The organism is Pseudoalteromonas sp. Bsw20308, from assembly GCF_000310105.2.
GTDB classification, from domain to species: domain Bacteria; phylum Pseudomonadota; class Gammaproteobacteria; order Enterobacterales; family Alteromonadaceae; genus Pseudoalteromonas; species Pseudoalteromonas fuliginea.
In genome coordinates this window covers 2,502,713-2,517,308 of sequence record NZ_CP013138.1, presented here as the reverse complement: position 1 = coordinate 2,517,308, position 14,596 = coordinate 2,502,713, and the positions used below count along the sequence as shown (strand labels likewise).

At 39.9% G+C, this 14,596-nt stretch carries 14 protein-coding genes and 1 riboswitch; of the genes, 7 read left to right on the top strand and 7 right to left on the bottom strand.

Annotated features, from left to right (window positions below; genetic code table 11):
* Positions 1–11 precede the first annotated feature (11 nt).
* The 4 genes from carB (at position 12) to ribB (ending at position 6,286) form a co-directional block, all read left to right on the top strand.
* Complete coding sequence (carB, locus tag D172_RS10870) at positions 12–3,230, top strand: carbamoyl-phosphate synthase large subunit (protein WP_007375826.1); 3,219 nt, start codon at positions 12–14, stop codon at positions 3,228–3,230.
* Between the two features lie 48 nt (positions 3,231–3,278).
* Positions 3,279–3,755, top strand: a complete 477-nt coding sequence (greA, locus tag D172_RS10865; protein WP_007375825.1) for a transcription elongation factor GreA — start codon at positions 3,279–3,281, stop codon at positions 3,753–3,755.
* A gap of 321 nt (positions 3,756–4,076) precedes the next feature.
* On the top strand, positions 4,077–5,135 hold the full coding sequence (locus D172_RS10860; RefSeq protein WP_007375824.1) for a S66 family peptidase: 1,059 nt from the start codon (positions 4,077–4,079) through the stop codon (positions 5,133–5,135).
* Positions 5,136–5,215: 80 nt separating this feature from the next.
* Positions 5,216–5,387: riboswitch (FMN riboswitch) on the top strand.
* A gap of 245 nt (positions 5,388–5,632) precedes the next feature.
* Positions 5,633–6,286, top strand: a complete 654-nt coding sequence (ribB, locus tag D172_RS10855) for a 3,4-dihydroxy-2-butanone-4-phosphate synthase (RefSeq protein WP_007375823.1) — start codon at positions 5,633–5,635, stop codon at positions 6,284–6,286.
* A gap of 80 nt (positions 6,287–6,366) precedes the next feature.
* Here ribB and D172_RS10850 read toward each other — a convergent pair whose 3' ends face one another.
* The 6 genes from D172_RS10850 to D172_RS10825 all read right to left on the bottom strand — a co-directional run bounded on the left by D172_RS10850 (position 6,367) and on the right by D172_RS10825 (position 11,152).
* Positions 6,367–7,020, bottom strand: coding sequence for a nitroreductase family protein (locus tag D172_RS10850; protein WP_007375822.1), 654 nt, complete (start codon positions 7,018–7,020; stop codon positions 6,367–6,369).
* 89 nt (positions 7,021–7,109) lie between these two features.
* The gene (locus D172_RS10845) at positions 7,110–7,886 is read right to left on the bottom strand and encodes a glycine betaine ABC transporter substrate-binding protein (RefSeq protein WP_007375821.1); all 777 of its coding nucleotides are present in this window, start codon (positions 7,884–7,886) and stop codon (positions 7,110–7,112) included.
* Complete coding sequence (locus D172_RS10840) at positions 7,883–8,437, bottom strand: thioredoxin family protein (RefSeq protein ID WP_007375820.1); 555 nt, start codon at positions 8,435–8,437, stop codon at positions 7,883–7,885. The genes D172_RS10845 and D172_RS10840 overlap by 4 nt, the downstream gene beginning before the upstream one ends.
* A gap of 52 nt (positions 8,438–8,489) precedes the next feature.
* Complete coding sequence (locus D172_RS10835) at positions 8,490–9,596, bottom strand: L-dopachrome tautomerase-related protein (RefSeq protein WP_007375819.1); 1,107 nt, start codon at positions 9,594–9,596, stop codon at positions 8,490–8,492.
* Between the two features lie 212 nt (positions 9,597–9,808).
* On the bottom strand, positions 9,809–10,099 hold the full coding sequence (locus tag D172_RS10830; protein ID WP_007375818.1) for a putative quinol monooxygenase: 291 nt from the start codon (positions 10,097–10,099) through the stop codon (positions 9,809–9,811).
* 27 nt (positions 10,100–10,126) lie between these two features.
* The gene (locus D172_RS10825) at positions 10,127–11,152 is read right to left on the bottom strand and encodes a zinc-binding alcohol dehydrogenase family protein (protein ID WP_007375817.1); all 1,026 of its coding nucleotides are present in this window, start codon (positions 11,150–11,152) and stop codon (positions 10,127–10,129) included.
* 133 nt (positions 11,153–11,285) lie between these two features.
* Between D172_RS10825 and D172_RS10820 the strand changes: the two genes are divergently transcribed.
* From D172_RS10820 to rhlP, 3 genes are read left to right on the top strand one after another with little or no spacing between them, the layout of a single operon-like run.
* Positions 11,286–12,221, top strand: a complete 936-nt coding sequence (locus D172_RS10820) for a LysR family transcriptional regulator (protein ID WP_007375816.1) — start codon at positions 11,286–11,288, stop codon at positions 12,219–12,221.
* Positions 12,222–12,234: 13 nt separating this feature from the next.
* Positions 12,235–12,579 carry a hypothetical protein gene (locus D172_RS10815; protein ID WP_007375815.1) on the top strand — a complete coding sequence of 115 codons (345 nt, stop codon included), beginning with the start codon at positions 12,235–12,237 and terminating at the stop codon, positions 12,577–12,579.
* A 48-nt stretch (positions 12,580–12,627) separates the two neighbouring features.
* Positions 12,628–13,422: a rhombotarget lipoprotein gene (rhlP, locus tag D172_RS10810; protein WP_050482403.1), complete on the top strand. Its 795-nt coding sequence runs from the start codon at positions 12,628–12,630 to the stop codon at positions 13,420–13,422.
* A 68-nt stretch (positions 13,423–13,490) separates the two neighbouring features.
* Here the strand turns inward: rhlP and D172_RS10805 are convergent, their stop codons facing one another.
* On the bottom strand, positions 13,491–14,381 hold the full coding sequence (locus D172_RS10805) for a dienelactone hydrolase family protein (RefSeq protein WP_004335418.1): 891 nt from the start codon (positions 14,379–14,381) through the stop codon (positions 13,491–13,493).
* Positions 14,382–14,596: the final 215 nt, after the last annotated feature.

Sequence of the window (14,596 nt, the reverse complement as noted above, 5' to 3'; positions counted from 1 at the left end):
CTGGAGTAATAATGCCAAAACGTACCGACATAAAAAGCATTCTTATCTTAGGCGCAGGCCCAATTGTAATTGGTCAAGCTTGTGAATTTGACTACTCTGGTGCTCAAGCGTGTAAAGCACTTAGAGAAGAAGGCTACAGAGTTATATTAGTTAACTCAAACCCTGCAACTATCATGACCGACCCTGATATGGCTGATGCAACATACATCGAACCAATTCACTGGGAAGTGGTAGAAAAAATTATTGAAAAAGAAAAGCCTGATGCAGTACTGCCTACAATGGGTGGTCAAACAGCATTAAACTGTGCACTTGATTTAGACAAGCACGGTGTATTGGCTAAGCATGGCGTTGAGCTAATTGGCGCAACGGCTGATGCAATCGACAAAGCAGAAAACCGTGAACGCTTTGACGTAGCAATGAAAAACATTGGTCTTGAATGTCCACGTGCTGAGATTGCTCACACAATGGAAGAAGCAAAAGATACAATGACCCGCATTGGCTTGCCATGTATCATTCGTCCTTCTTTCACCATGGGTGGCACCGGTGGCGGTGTTGCTTACAACATGGAAGAGTTTGAAGAAATTTGTGAGCGCGGTTTAGACTTATCGCCAACAAACGAATTATTGATTGATGAATCACTGATTGGTTGGAAAGAGTACGAAACAGAAGTTGTACGTGATAAAAACGATAACTGTATTATTGTTTGTACCATTGAAAACTTTGACCCTATGGGTGTTCACACTGGCGATTCAATCACCGTTGCACCAGCGCAAACGTTAACCGACAAAGAATACCAAATTATGCGTAACGCCTCTATGGCGGTATTACGTGAAATTGGTGTAGAAACTGGCGGTTCTAACGTGCAGTTTGGTATTAATCCTGAAGATGGCCGTATGGTTATCATTGAGATGAACCCACGCGTATCACGCTCATCTGCACTTGCATCAAAAGCAACGGGTTTCCCAATTGCTAAAATTGCTGCAAAGCTAGCAGTAGGTTATACGCTTGATGAACTTCAAAACGATATTACTGGCGGTAAAACTCCAGCGTCTTTTGAGCCTTCAATCGATTACGTTGTAACAAAAATTCCTCGCTTTAACTTTGAAAAATTTGCCGGTGCTAACGACCGCTTAACTACGCAAATGAAATCTGTTGGCGAAGTAATGGCGATTGGTCGTAACCAACAAGAATCATTACACAAAGCATTACGTGGTCTTGAAGTGGGCGCAACAGGTTTTAACCCAATAGTTGCACTTGATGACCCTAAAGCGAAAGAAAAAATCATCCGCGAATTACGCGAACCAGGTGCTGAGCGTATTTGGTACATTGCCGATGCAATGCGCCACGGTATGAGCGTTGATGATGTTTATGAGCTGACTAAAGTTAATCGCTGGTTCTTAGTACAAATAGAAGATATTTTAAAAGACGAAGCAAAAATTGGTGAAGTAGGTATGGCTGGTTTAAATGCCGACTTCCTACGTAAACTTAAACGCAAAGGTTTCGCAGATCCACGTATAGCTGAAATTGCTGGTGTATCTGAAGCTGAAATTCGTAAAAAACGTCACTTATTAAACATCGTGCCAGTATACAAGCGTGTTGATACGTGCGCCGCAGAATTTAGCTCAGACACAGCTTACATGTACTCATCTTACGATGAAGAGTGTGAAGCAAACCCAACAGATAAAGACAAAATCATGGTTATTGGTGGCGGGCCTAACCGTATCGGCCAAGGTATTGAATTTGATTACTGTTGTGTACATGCCTCGCTTGCGCTTCGCGAAGACGGCTATGAAACCATTATGGTTAACTGTAACCCTGAAACAGTATCTACCGATTACGATACATCAGACAGATTATACTTCGAACCAATTACACTTGAAGACGTACTTGAAATTGTACGTGTTGAAAAGCCTAAAGGCGTTATCGTGCAGTACGGTGGTCAAACACCACTTAAATTAGCACGTGAGCTTGAAGCTAATGGTGTGCCAGTAATAGGTACTTCACCAGATGCGATTGACCGTGCAGAGGACCGCGAACGCTTCCAACAACTTGTTGAGCGTTTAAATTTACTTCAGCCAGAAAACGCAACAGTAACTTCAACTGAAGAAGCACTACTTAAATCAGTTGAGATTGGCTTCCCATTAGTTGTACGCCCGTCGTATGTACTAGGCGGTCGTGCAATGGAAATTGTATACGACGAAGATGATTTACGTCGCTACATGACCGAAGCGGTACAAGCATCAAACGAAGCACCTGTATTACTGGACCGTTTCTTAGATAATGCGATTGAAGTTGACGTTGACGCAATTTGCGACGGCGAGCAAGTAATCATCGGCGGTATCATGGAGCACATTGAGCAAGCGGGTGTTCACTCGGGTGACTCAGCATGTTCATTACCTGCGCATTCTTTATCACAAGAAGTGCAAGATGTAATGCGCAAGCAAGTAACCGACATGGCGCTTGAGCTTGGTGTTGTTGGCTTAATGAATACACAGTTTGCCGTAAAAGATGGCAAAGTGTACTTAATTGAAGTCAACCCGCGTGCCGCACGTACGGTACCGTTTGTATCTAAAGCTACCGGTGTGGCGCTTGCGAAAGTAGCTGCTCGTTGTATGGCGGGCCAGTCTTTAGCAAGCCAAGGCATTACTAAAGAAGTAATCCCTCCTTACTACAGCGTTAAAGAAGTTGTTTTACCATTTGCTAAGTTTCAGGGTGTGGATCCAATCCGTGGTCCTGAGATGCGTTCAACAGGCGAAGTGATGGGTGTTGGTGATACTTTCGCCGAAGCATTCGCAAAAGCACAATTAGGTGCAAGCAACACTTTACCACGCGGTGGTCGCGCGCTATTATCTGTTCGTAATAGCGATAAGCCACGTATTGTTGAATTAGCCAAAATCATGACCGACTTAGGTTTTGAACTTGACGCAACTGGTGGCACGGCACACGCTCTTGAAGAAGCTGGCATTGAAGTACGACGTGTAAACAAAGTATATGAAGGCCGCCCGCATATTCTTGATTATATCAAGAATAAAGAGTACAGCTATATCGTTAATACCACCGAAGGTCGCCAAGCGATCGAAGATTCGAAGGTGTTACGTCGTGGTGCATTGCAAAATAAAACCAACTATACGACAACCTTGAACGCGGCTTTTGCTAACTGTACTGCTAATAAAGCAGATGACCGCAGCAAAGTGACGTCAGTTCAAGAGTTACACCTGCGATTGAACTAAGGAAATGTGCCAAGGCCAACTAGGGCCTTGGTGTTAAGTGAGAAAAGTATGCAATCAATTCCGATGACAGTTCGTGGCGCAGATTTACTGCGTAAAGAGCTTAACGAATTAAAAACAGTTACCCGTCCAAAAATTATCGCCGACATTGCTGTTGCGCGTGAACACGGTGACTTAAAAGAAAACGCTGAGTACCACGCTGCACGTGAGCAACAGGGTTTTTGTGAAGGTCGTATTCAAGAAATTGAAGCGAAGCTTTCAAATGTTCAGATAATCGACGTAACTAAAATGCCAAATACGGGCAAAGTTATTTTTGGCACCACAGTAACTATAGTAAATGTAGATACTGATGCTGAAGTAAAATACCGTATTGTAGGCGATGATGAAGCAGATATTAAAAACAACTTAATTTCTGTTAACTCACCGATTGCACGTGGCTTAATTGGTAAACAAATGGACGACGCAGTGTCTATTGAAACGCCAAAAGGTATCGTTGAGTACGAAATCATTGAAGTTGAGTATCTTTAACGCATAACTCACTTTAACGTTTTAAATAAAAACCGATGTAATTACATCGGTTTTTTTATGCCTTAAATAAATCACTATACTGATAAGAGTGTTCATATTGCATAAAGAGTAAGCATGATGATATAGGTACATAATCACTTTATACCAATCTGCTTATATATGGGGTCTATTTAACGTTAAGAAAATTACGCTAGAACTAGGCAAAAGTTTTTATATCTAGTTGTTCTAAATAAAAAACTTTTAACGACGTTATAGTGCAATTTAATTCGTTAAATTGATCAAAGATTTATGCAGGTTGGTATTATTAAAAAGGAACACTCAATGGCTAATATACTTTACCCAGCGCCTTTGAAAGTAGGATCACAAATAGCAATTTGCTCGCTTTCATCAGGTCTTAAAGAAAAATACCATGCTCGATTAGACATTGTTATAAATGGACTAAAACAACGAGGGTATGATGTTGTTGAAGGGGAGTTTTTACGTCAAAACAAACCACGTGAACAGCTTAACGCAAAAGCGCATGCTCAGCAGCTAATGGTTTTTTTACTTGATGATGAAATAGATGCGATTATGCCGCCGATGGGTGGTGAGCTGGCAATGGAGATACTGCCACTACTTGATTTTAACGCCATTAAAGAAGCAAAGCCTAAGTGGTTAGTTGGTTTTTCTGATGTGAGTACTATTGCATGTGCATTAACAGCTAAGTGCCAATGGGCAACCCTTCACAGCGCTAATCTTATGCAGTTACATCCAGATGAAAAAAATCCGTATAGCTTACAAATATTTGAAACTCTGACCTACGAAGCCGGTAGTAAATTTGAGCAAGGTCCTTCTTCTTTATATCAAAAAAATAAGCCTGATTACGCGCAAAACCCGAACGAATTACTCAGCCCGAGTGAGCCCACAAATTGGCAATGTTTAAACTACACAGATAAACGTACCATAGAAATGTCTGGTCGGTTATTTGGTGGGTGTTTAGATACCGTAGGTTTATTGCTTGACTCGCCATTTTTAGCGCTGCATGAGTTTAAGAAGCACAGCGCACCTGAAGGATTTATTCTATACCTTGAAAACTCAGAGCTTACACCGACAACCGTTGCACGATTTTTACTGTCATTAAAATTAGCGGGCATATTTGACGACATCAATGGTTTGATTTTAGGGCGAAGTGAAATTACACAAAGTCATTACGATGCCTTTGATTATCGCCATGCGTTAGATGTAGCGCTAGGTGGGTGTTTATTTCCTGTAATTATTGATGCCGATATAGGTCATGTTCCACCTAACTTAAATTTAGTAAACGGCGCTACTTGTACAATCACCGCTGAAATAAATGAAGGTAAAGTCATCAAAGCCTCATTAAATACCGAGCTTTGTTAGAAGTGTACTCACTTACCTTTGATAAGTAATTAGGTTAAAGGGTATAATGAGCCCGCTTTTATAGCGCTCTAGTTATAAAAGTGAATTCTCAGGGCGGGGTGAAATTCCCCACCGGCGGTGTGTTTAATGTTTTTTATGACTTAAACGAGCCCGCGAGCGCTTTATTTAACTTATTTTAGGTTAAGTAAAGGTCAAGCAGATCTGGTGAGATGCCAGAGCCGACGGTTACAGTCCGGATGAAAGAGAATATGGCTTATTATACTAATACCGATTTTATTAAAGGCCTGATCATTGTATCGCGTTAAGTGAGCTGTTTTTTTTGCGCTATAATTAATCACTAATTTAATGCAGTTGGTATAACACTGTGCGCTGCATTTTGCGGCGTGCTTTTTGTTATTCTATTTAAGCTATTTTGGTAGTGTTCGCTTTAAATTTAAGTGATGTATTACTGATCCTTTCACAGTCCTGAATCTATTATTTTTATTTGGAATATAATGATGATTCAGTCTCTACTTACTCAATTCGGCGAAAGCCATACCCGCGTACAAAGCGCAATCACTGCACTACAGCAAGGCCAAGGCGTACTTGTTGTTGATGATGAAAACCGTGAAAATGAAGGCGACTTTGTTTTTTCAGCTGAGCATTTAACGACTTCTCAAATGGCCGAGATGATCCGCGAAGGCAGCGGCATTGTTTGCTTATGCTTGGGGGAGGAGCGCATTAAACAGCTCGACTTACCGCAAATGGTAGCTAACAATACGAGTCAAAATAACACCGCTTATACAGTCACTATTGAAGCTAAGCATGGCGTTACAACAGGCGTGTCTGCTGCTGATAGAGTAACTACTATAAAAGCAGCGACAGCGGATAATGCAAAACCAAGTGATTTATCGCGCCCTGGGCATGTATTTGGTTTAAAAGCACAAACGGGTGGCGTATTAGTGCGTCGCGGTCATACCGAAGCATCCGTTGATTTAATGCAACTTGCCGGCTTAAAACCATTTGGCGTAATTTGCGAGCTAACAAATCCTGATGGTTCAATGGCGCGCTTACCTAAGGTGAGTGATTATGCTAATAAACATAATATGACCGTGGTTTCTATTGAAGATTTGGTGCAATACATTCAGGCTGCACAGCGCAAAGTAAGTTAAACTGCTTTAAAGCAAAAAAACCACTTATTTAAATAAGTGGTTTTTTAATATTGTTATCATTTAAGTTTATAACGGATTACTTATAAAACCTGAATAACTTGCTCTTTTGCTAAGCGAGATTTAGGTAATTTAGCATTATAATCTTCAGCGCTATCATGATAGCCAAGTACTAATGCGACGTCGCATACGTAACCATCAAGTTCTTTTTCAAAGACTTCGCCAATCAGCTCGGCATCTACGCCTTCCATTGGGGTTGAATCAATGCCTAAACGTGCAGCGGCATGCATAGTGTTACCTAGCGCAATGTAAGTTTGTGCTTTAGTCCATGTTGCATTGTTACCTTGCTCATCGGTATTCATATCAACAAAGGCAAATGCACCAAAAGCCTGTTCGCGGTTTTCTGCTTTTGTACGACCATTTTTAATGTCAGCATCAATGACTTGTGCGTAATCTTCGCGTGTATATTTAGGGTTGTAAGCAAATAAAATAACGTGCGACGCTGTTTTAATATGAGGCTGATTAAATTGAAACTTATTAGCAAAGGTATTATGCATACGTTCTTTAGCTTCGTCAGACTCAATAACAATAAATTTCCAAGGTTGTGAGTTAATAGATGAAGGAGAAAGACGCATAGCTTCAAAAACTACGTCTAGATCATCTTGAACAATACGCTTGGTTGTATAACGTTTAGTTGTGTAACGTTTTTCTAAATCACTAATAATTGGGTGAGTCATTTGTTTCTCCGTTAAGTGGCCTGTTTGACCGATGTTTATTATATTGAGCCGTTTTATTAAAAACAAAGCCCGTATCACTATTTAATTACTTACTTGTTGAGCCACTGGCGCGTTACGTCATCAAGTACTTGTCGCTCTTTGCTAACTTTATAATCAAGTGCGGCAATTATGTCGTTTGAAAAGTGTAACTTATCAAGAGTGTCTAATTGAGCTTGACTAAAGAGCGCTTGTTTATCATCACGCAGCAATAAAACTGCTCTATCAACGCTGCCAAGTAAACCTTGTGGATCGGCAAGTTCACGTATTTTATGTTTATGGTGTAAAAATTGGGGTTTCCAAAGGGGAACTACGCACCATGTGTGAGTTGCAACGGCGTTTTCAAAAGCGCTAAAGCAATCATCTTCTGTGCCAGTTAAAAATTCATAACCTGCTTGAGATAACCCGTATTCTTTCATCATGTTAATTGAAAAGCGAGTAATGCCAGCACCGGCATTTATGCCCTGAATCGTTTTTTGCATTTTGCCAAGGACATCAGGTTTCAGTAAGTCGCTAATTTGGCTTACGGCATGCTCTGGTATGTAATCGGGCACGCCCCAGTGAGCATAAGGTTGGTAGTGTAAGCCAAGTTCAATAAGTGGCATAACCAGCTCTACATCAGCTTTATAAATACCGTGGCTTGACGGAAGCCACGCAGAAGCGAGTAGGTCTATCTCACCTGATTTTAAATTTTTAAAGTTATCTTGATGCGGCGCGTAAATACGCTCAACGCTAAAGCCCATACCAGTTAAAACATGGCTGATAATTGAAGCGGTAACTCGATGAAATGATAAATCGGTTACACCTAATTTTAAATGTGGTGTACTCATAATGTATTACTCCATTTAATAGAGCAGCCCATGCTAGGTGTTTGCTGCTGAGGGCCTTTGCCTGTTGCGGCAATTTGGCGCATTGCATTAACTAACTCAGGGGTACGATGTGTGGTGTCATTCATTTTTGTATCGTCTAAGCGGCCACGGTATTGCAGTTGCCCATGCTTATTAAAACCAAAAAAGTCAGGTGTGCATACTGCGCCATAGGCTTTGCCTACGCGCTGGTCTTCATCAACCAAATAGGGAAATAAAAAGTCATGTTGTTTAGCAAATTTTTCCATATTGGCAGGAGAGTCTTCGGCTACATATTGGTAGTCGTTTGACATGATAGCTAATACATTAATGCCTTCACTAATAAGTGTAGCGGTGTCTTGGCTCAAGCGATTGGCTATGCGTTGTACATAAGGGCAGTGGTTACAAATAAACATAATGAGTAAGCCATTTTTACCCAGATTATCGACTAATGAAAACGACTCACCTAATGGGCTTTTTAGTGTGAAGCTAGGGGCTTGCCAGCCAAAATCACAAATTGGTGTATCTAATAACATACGTTAAATCCTATAAAGCCAGCCCGTATGGCTGGCTTATAAAAATAATTAATTATTTTTGATTAAAGCGAAAACGCGTTAATACGTAAGGCGGTTTTGCATTACCAAAGCCTTGGCTAAATGCAGGGTGCTGGTGGAGTTGATCTTGTGTTACATAAATCCAACCATTGCTTACTGCTAGACTGTCAGGCCATGATAATCGTTTATCTTGAACAATTATTTCGTAGTGGCCTTTAGTGGTTAAGCCAATCGCATTGTTTTCAAGGTCGGTTACCAAAATGCCGCCGCCAGGAGCGTAGGTCATGCCATCGCTTGGATTTTTAGGGCCAAACACTTCAATATTCTGTGCTTTTTTAGTGTCGGAGTAACTGTTATTAGCCAATACTTTTGCTGGGATACGGTAAACCTTAGTGCCAGTAAATGAGCCAAAGTAAATCCATTCGTTATTGTCATCAATCGTTATTGGGTTTAAGCCAAAGCGAAGGTTATTGGTTTTTCCTTCAGGTGATTTAGATGCAACTGGTGAGGCTTCAATAATGATATCGCGCTCCTCCGGCATTAGTGTGGCACTGCCTTCGAGTACGCGAGTAGACTCACCTGTGTTTAAATCAACCACAATAAAGGCGGGCTTGGTTGCGCCCATAAAATTACCAAATGACATATCAGCTATGTAAATTTTGTTATTAAGTTCATCAATCACAAAGTCTTGTAAAAATGAATTAGCAAGTACCGCTGATTCATTTAGTTTTATTGTGTTTACTAAGCTGTTATTTACGCTATCCCAAGCAATAAGTTTAGGGGCTACTTTTTCGCTCCCCATATCTAAAATCCACACAACGCCTTTACTGTCGCTGTGAATGCCGATAACTGCCGTAAGGCCTACCTTGCCAATTTCTGGGCCGTCTGCCCAATCGATAGTTGGAAACGGTTGCTGCACGCCATTAGCCATAATTTCAACAACGCGTGTTTTTGGGTTATCTAGCGGGTGCATACTTACTAGCATCCTGCCTGCCGGTGTAATCGTAATACCTGCACCGCGATATTTAGTAAACGTAGTGACGGTTTCAAGTGGGCCGACTTCTACGGCATTAGCACTTGTTAAGGCGCTTGCTACTAGTGAAAGTGTTGCTATGGCTAAAGTACTTTTGAATTTTTTCATTTTTTGCTACTCGCTGTATTTATCTGAATTTGAAGTGGTATAAATCACTTGCTCATTTATGAGCAGTTTTATTGCTTGAGGTAATAATAAGCGGGTATTGAAAGGCAATAAACAGCATAATAATTGAATCTTTATCAAATAATAATAGATAATAAGAATGACGAATAAAAAAACACCAATCTAAATTGGTGTTTTTATTAAAATCGCCACTTTTAACGAATAGCGGTTAGTTCATTAATAGTAAAAGAAGCAATGCAGCCTTCAACTTTTGCTAAGTAGTTTTTAATGCTTTGTGCTTCCATATGTTGTTGCCATAGTTCATAACTTTGCCAGTTCTCATAAAACACAAAGTGAGCATCATCTTGATTATTTTGATGCAAGGTATATGTAACACACCCAGGCTCTTTTTGTGTTTGTTCAACAAGCAATAAAAGTGCACTTTTTACCGTGTCTATTTTATCGGTGTTAGCAAAAATATTAGCGATTATAGTAAGCTGAGTCATAACTTCCCTTATAATGAAAAATGGTATTTAAAAGTCTTCAAGTACAATTTTACCGATTGATTTACCCGCTTCTAGCTCTTCGTGAGCAATACGTAAATTGGCCGCATTAATAGTGCCTAAGTTTTTACCAATCGTGGTTTGAATGTAGCCTTGGTCAATCAAATCGGCAACATGATTTAATAACTTACTTTGCTCAATTAAATCTTTGGCATTAAACATTGAGCGGGCAAACATAAATTCCCAATGTAGAGATAAGCTCTTCATTTTTAATTTGCTTACATCGAGTGACTCAGGATCGTCAATCATTGCAATTTTACCAAATGGTGCAAGTACCTCTGTATACGCTTCAAAGTAAGTATCAGTACTGTGCAGGCTTGCTACATGTGTTACCGAGCCAATGTTTAATGCGTCAATTTGAGCAGGTAATGGTTTTGTATGGTCAACGACATAATCAGCACCTAGTTTTTTAACCCATGTTTGCGAGCTTTCGCGCGATGCAGTGGCAATCACCGTTGCGCCAGTAATCGCTTTAGCAAGTTGAATAAAAATAGAGCCAACGCCGCCTGCGGCACCTGTTACTAAAATAACTTCGTCTGATTTTGTTGTTGCATTAGCAGCTTGTTTTACAATGTTTAAATGCTCAAATAATAATTCGTACGCTGTTATTGCAGTAAGTGGTAATGCAGCAGCTTCAGCATCGTTTAAGCTCTGCGGTTTAAATCCTACAATGCGCTCATCCACTAATTGAAATTCTGCATTACTACCTGGGCGAGTAATATCACCTGCGTAATAAACCGCATCACCGAGTTTAAATGCCGTTACAGCATCGCCGATTGCAACAACTTCACCAACGGCATCCCAACCAATAACTTTTACTTCACCCTCAGCAGGGGGCATAGATGCACGCACTTTGTAATCTGCTGGGTTAACTGCAATAGCTTTAACTTTAATTAATAAATCGCGACCTGTTGCAACTGGCTGTGGTAATTCAACATCAATTAACGACTCAGGATTAGTAACAGGAAGAGATTTTTTATAACCAATGGCTTTCATAATAAATGTCCTAATTTGTTTACGTATAAGATGCAAGCCATGCTTTGGCTAGCTGATGGATATATAGTAGACCTTGATTTAATATAGATAAACCGCATAATCGTTGAATCATTATCAAATATAAATAGATAATATGAACATAGAAGATTTAAAACTTATTTTAAAAGTAGCTGAGTTTAGAAGTATTACGCTCGCAGCTGCTAAGTTAGATATGCGTACAGCCACAGCAAGCGCCGCTATTAAACGCGTGGAGTCAGCGCTTGGTAGCGAGTTGTTTGTTCGTACAACACGTCATTTGAGGTTGTCGGCTGCTGGGGAGCGCTACATACCACAATGTGAACAGGCTCTATCAGTGCTTGAACTCGCAAAGCAAAATCTAAAAGGCGAACACGGCGAGATAGAAGGAAGGCTGCGTGTTGCACTTTCATCTGATTTAGGACGTAACTTAGTGATCCCATGGATTGATGAACTCATGGATACTTATCCAAAGCTAAGTTTAAGAACCCATATAAGTGATAGTAATATCGACTTTTATCGCGATTCAGTTGATATAGCACTTCGTTATGGCTCGCCTAGTGATGCAAGTGTTTATGGTTTTAAAATTTGTAATGTACCGCGCTTGTTGTGTGCTAGCGAAGAATACCTGCTACAAAATGGAAGCCCTGTGCATCCCGATGATTTAGCGTCGCATCAAGGTTTGTTTTATCAGTTGCAGGATATTATAAATAATACGTGGGAATTCAGTGATGGTGAGTCAAAATATAAAGTTAAAATGGATGGTAGGCGCGCCTCAAACGATGGCGATTTAGTCAGGCGCTGGTGCGTTGCGGGTAAGGGCTTAGCTGTAAAGTCGGCTCTTGATATGGCCGACGATTTACTCAATGACAGGGTGGTTACTGTAATGCAAGATTATCAACATGTTAATGGTGAACTCTGGCTTATTTGCCCAAGTAGGCAGTCAATAACTCCAGCGGTGCGTTTACTACGTGATGCATGCAGAGCAAAATCCCAAGCTATTTTGCAGCAGTTGGTAAATAAAGGAATTATTGATAAAAGCGTACTGAGCTAATTAAGGAAGAGTTATGCAAGTTGATGATATTAGAATTTTTATTCCCTGTAAAAATTATGAGCAATCTCAGCGCTTTTATAAAGCGCTGGGATTTAAGATTGAAGATGCCTCAAATGATTTATGCGTGTGTACTTTTGGCGAATGTACGTTTTTTTTACAGCGTTATTATAATAAAACGTTTGCTGAAAACTTAATGCTGCAACTTTGTGTGTTAAATATAGATGAAGCATATGAACTCATTAGTAACCTAAACGGTTTTGATATCCGCTTTGAGGGTATAAAACAAGAACCTTGGGGTAGCGTTATTTACTTATGGGGACCATCGGGTGAGCTTTGGCACGTAACTGAATTAAATTAAAAATAAAAAGGAATAAATGTGAAATTTAATAAATATATAATTATTTTTATGGCGACCTTACTTGCTTCTTGTAGTTCGTTTGTGAGTAACAATACAGGTAAAAATACGCAATCTAGTAGCTTAATGGACTTCTTATATCCTGATCAACAAAGCCGCTCTACCTATAAACCTGAGATACCTGTTTTAAAACTCCCTGTTACCGTCGGAATTGCATTTGTACCGTCTAAAAACTGGCAGCCAGACGGGTTAGAGACCCAAAACCAAGTCGAGTTACTCGAAAAAGTAAAAAAGTCATTTCTACAATATGATTACATTGACCGCATTGAAGTTATACCAAGTACCTATTTAAAAGGAGGTGAAGGTTTTGCAACACTCGAGCAAGTCGGGAGGCTTTACGATGTAGATGTAATGGCACTGGTTTCATATGATCAAGTTACGCAATCGTATGAAAATAATGCAGCCTTACTTTATTGGACAATAGTGGGTATGTACGTTATTCCAGGTAATGAAAATACAATTCAAACCTTTGTGGATACAGCTGTTTTTGATATTAAAAGTAGAAAAATGCTATTTAGAGCACCAGGTATAAGTAAACTTGAAAAAAGAACAACAGCAATAGGTATTGATGAAACGTTATCTGAAAAGTCGGCTGAAGGTTTTAATCTAGCAGTTAGTGATATGACTACTAATTTAGATGCAGAGCTATCAAGGTTTAAAACACGTGTTAAAGAAGAAAAAATTGCAAAAGTCGAAAATAAAGATGGCTCTAGTAGCGGTGGCTCTTTGAGTATTTATTTACTCGTTTTGTTGTCGTTATTAGTTATGCGTAGCAAAAAAAATTAAAGTTAATAAAAACCAAGTATTTTTAATAGTGCCACCGGCTTAGAGCTGGTGGCATTATTTTTTATTCGTTAACTTAGCTTTTTATTAAAAAACTCAACGGTACGTTGCCATGCAAGTTCGGCATTGTCTTTATCATAGCGACCTGTCGAGTCGTTATGAAAACCATGATTTGCCCCTTTATACATATGCATAGTGTATTCAACATTATTAGCTTTTAAATCTTGTTCGTACTGTGGCCACGACGCGTTTACACGTTTATCCAGCTCGCCTAATTGAATCATTAACGGTGCTTTAATATTTTTACGTAAACTTTCACTGGCGGGAGTGCCGTAAAAAGGCACGCCAGCGCTGATTAAATTACTATCTACTGCCGCTAAATAATTAACAATGTAGCCACCAAAACAAAAACCGACAGCGCCTAATTTACCGTTACTGTTAGCATGCGATTTTAAAAAGTGCGCTGCGGCAACAAAATCGTTTTGAATTTTAGCGCGATCCATGGTTTTTTGCATAGCGCGTCCTTCATCATCATTACCAGGGTAACCACCCAGAGGAAAAAGCGCATCGGGTGCAAATGCAATAAAGCCTACCTTCGCTAAGCGTCTTGCTACATCCTTTACGTACGGGTTCAAACCACGGTTTTCGTGTATCACAAGTACAACAGGGAGCTTACCTTCTATGTTTTTAGGGGTTGCTAAGTAACCTTTGCCTTTACCGTGCCCATCTGGCGAATCGAATTCTTCGTATGTTGCTTTAATATCATCGTCATTAAACGACACTTGTTCAGCCAATGCGTAATTAGGTAATAATGCTGATGTAAGTACAGCCATCGAAAAGCCAAGTGCAGCAAGGCCACCGAGTTTTTTCATAAAAGTACGTCGGTCCATTAAACCGTGGGCGTATTCGTCATACCAATCAAAGGCTTCTTGAGGAATGTGATCAGAGGGAGATGTATTCATGGCTGTTCCTTAACTTTATTATGTCTATTTATTATTTAAATACCATAACGTATTAGGGATAAAAAACGAGCAATATTTCTCTCAATTATTAGGATTGTTAATAAATCCTGTTTGTTAAACAATGGGTAGTAGAGACAGTATTAGCAAATAGGCGAATATTACCTTTAAGCTAAAAATAAAAAGCTCGGCATATAATATGCCGAGCTTTTTTGGTT

Bases quoted from the DNA above. Each gene is read 5' to 3' on its own strand.
- carB (WP_007375826.1), top strand. From the start codon at position 12: ATGCCAAAACGTACCGACATAAAAAGCATTCTTATCTTAGGCGCAGGC.
- greA (WP_007375825.1), top strand. From the start codon at position 3,279: ATGCAATCAATTCCGATGACAGTTCGTGGCGCAGATTTACTGCGTAAA.
- D172_RS10860 (WP_007375824.1), top strand. From the start codon at position 4,077: ATGGCTAATATACTTTACCCAGCGCCTTTGAAAGTAGGATCACAAATA.
- ribB (WP_007375823.1), top strand. From the start codon at position 5,633: ATGATTCAGTCTCTACTTACTCAATTCGGCGAAAGCCATACCCGCGTA.
- D172_RS10850 (WP_007375822.1), bottom strand. From the start codon at position 7,020: ATGACTCACCCAATTATTAGTGATTTAGAAAAACGTTACACAACTAAA.
- D172_RS10845 (WP_007375821.1), bottom strand. From the start codon at position 7,886: ATGAGTACACCACATTTAAAATTAGGTGTAACCGATTTATCATTTCAT.
- D172_RS10840 (WP_007375820.1), bottom strand. From the start codon at position 8,437: ATGTTATTAGATACACCAATTTGTGATTTTGGCTGGCAAGCCCCTAGC.
- D172_RS10835 (WP_007375819.1), bottom strand. From the start codon at position 9,596: ATGAAAAAATTCAAAAGTACTTTAGCCATAGCAACACTTTCACTAGTA.
- D172_RS10830 (WP_007375818.1), bottom strand. From the start codon at position 10,099: ATGACTCAGCTTACTATAATCGCTAATATTTTTGCTAACACCGATAAA.
- D172_RS10825 (WP_007375817.1), bottom strand. From the start codon at position 11,152: ATGAAAGCCATTGGTTATAAAAAATCTCTTCCTGTTACTAATCCTGAG.
- D172_RS10820 (WP_007375816.1), top strand. From the start codon at position 11,286: ATGAACATAGAAGATTTAAAACTTATTTTAAAAGTAGCTGAGTTTAGA.
- D172_RS10815 (WP_007375815.1), top strand. From the start codon at position 12,235: ATGCAAGTTGATGATATTAGAATTTTTATTCCCTGTAAAAATTATGAG.
- rhlP (WP_050482403.1), top strand. From the start codon at position 12,628: ATGGCGACCTTACTTGCTTCTTGTAGTTCGTTTGTGAGTAACAATACA.
- D172_RS10805 (WP_004335418.1), bottom strand. From the start codon at position 14,381: ATGAATACATCTCCCTCTGATCACATTCCTCAAGAAGCCTTTGATTGG.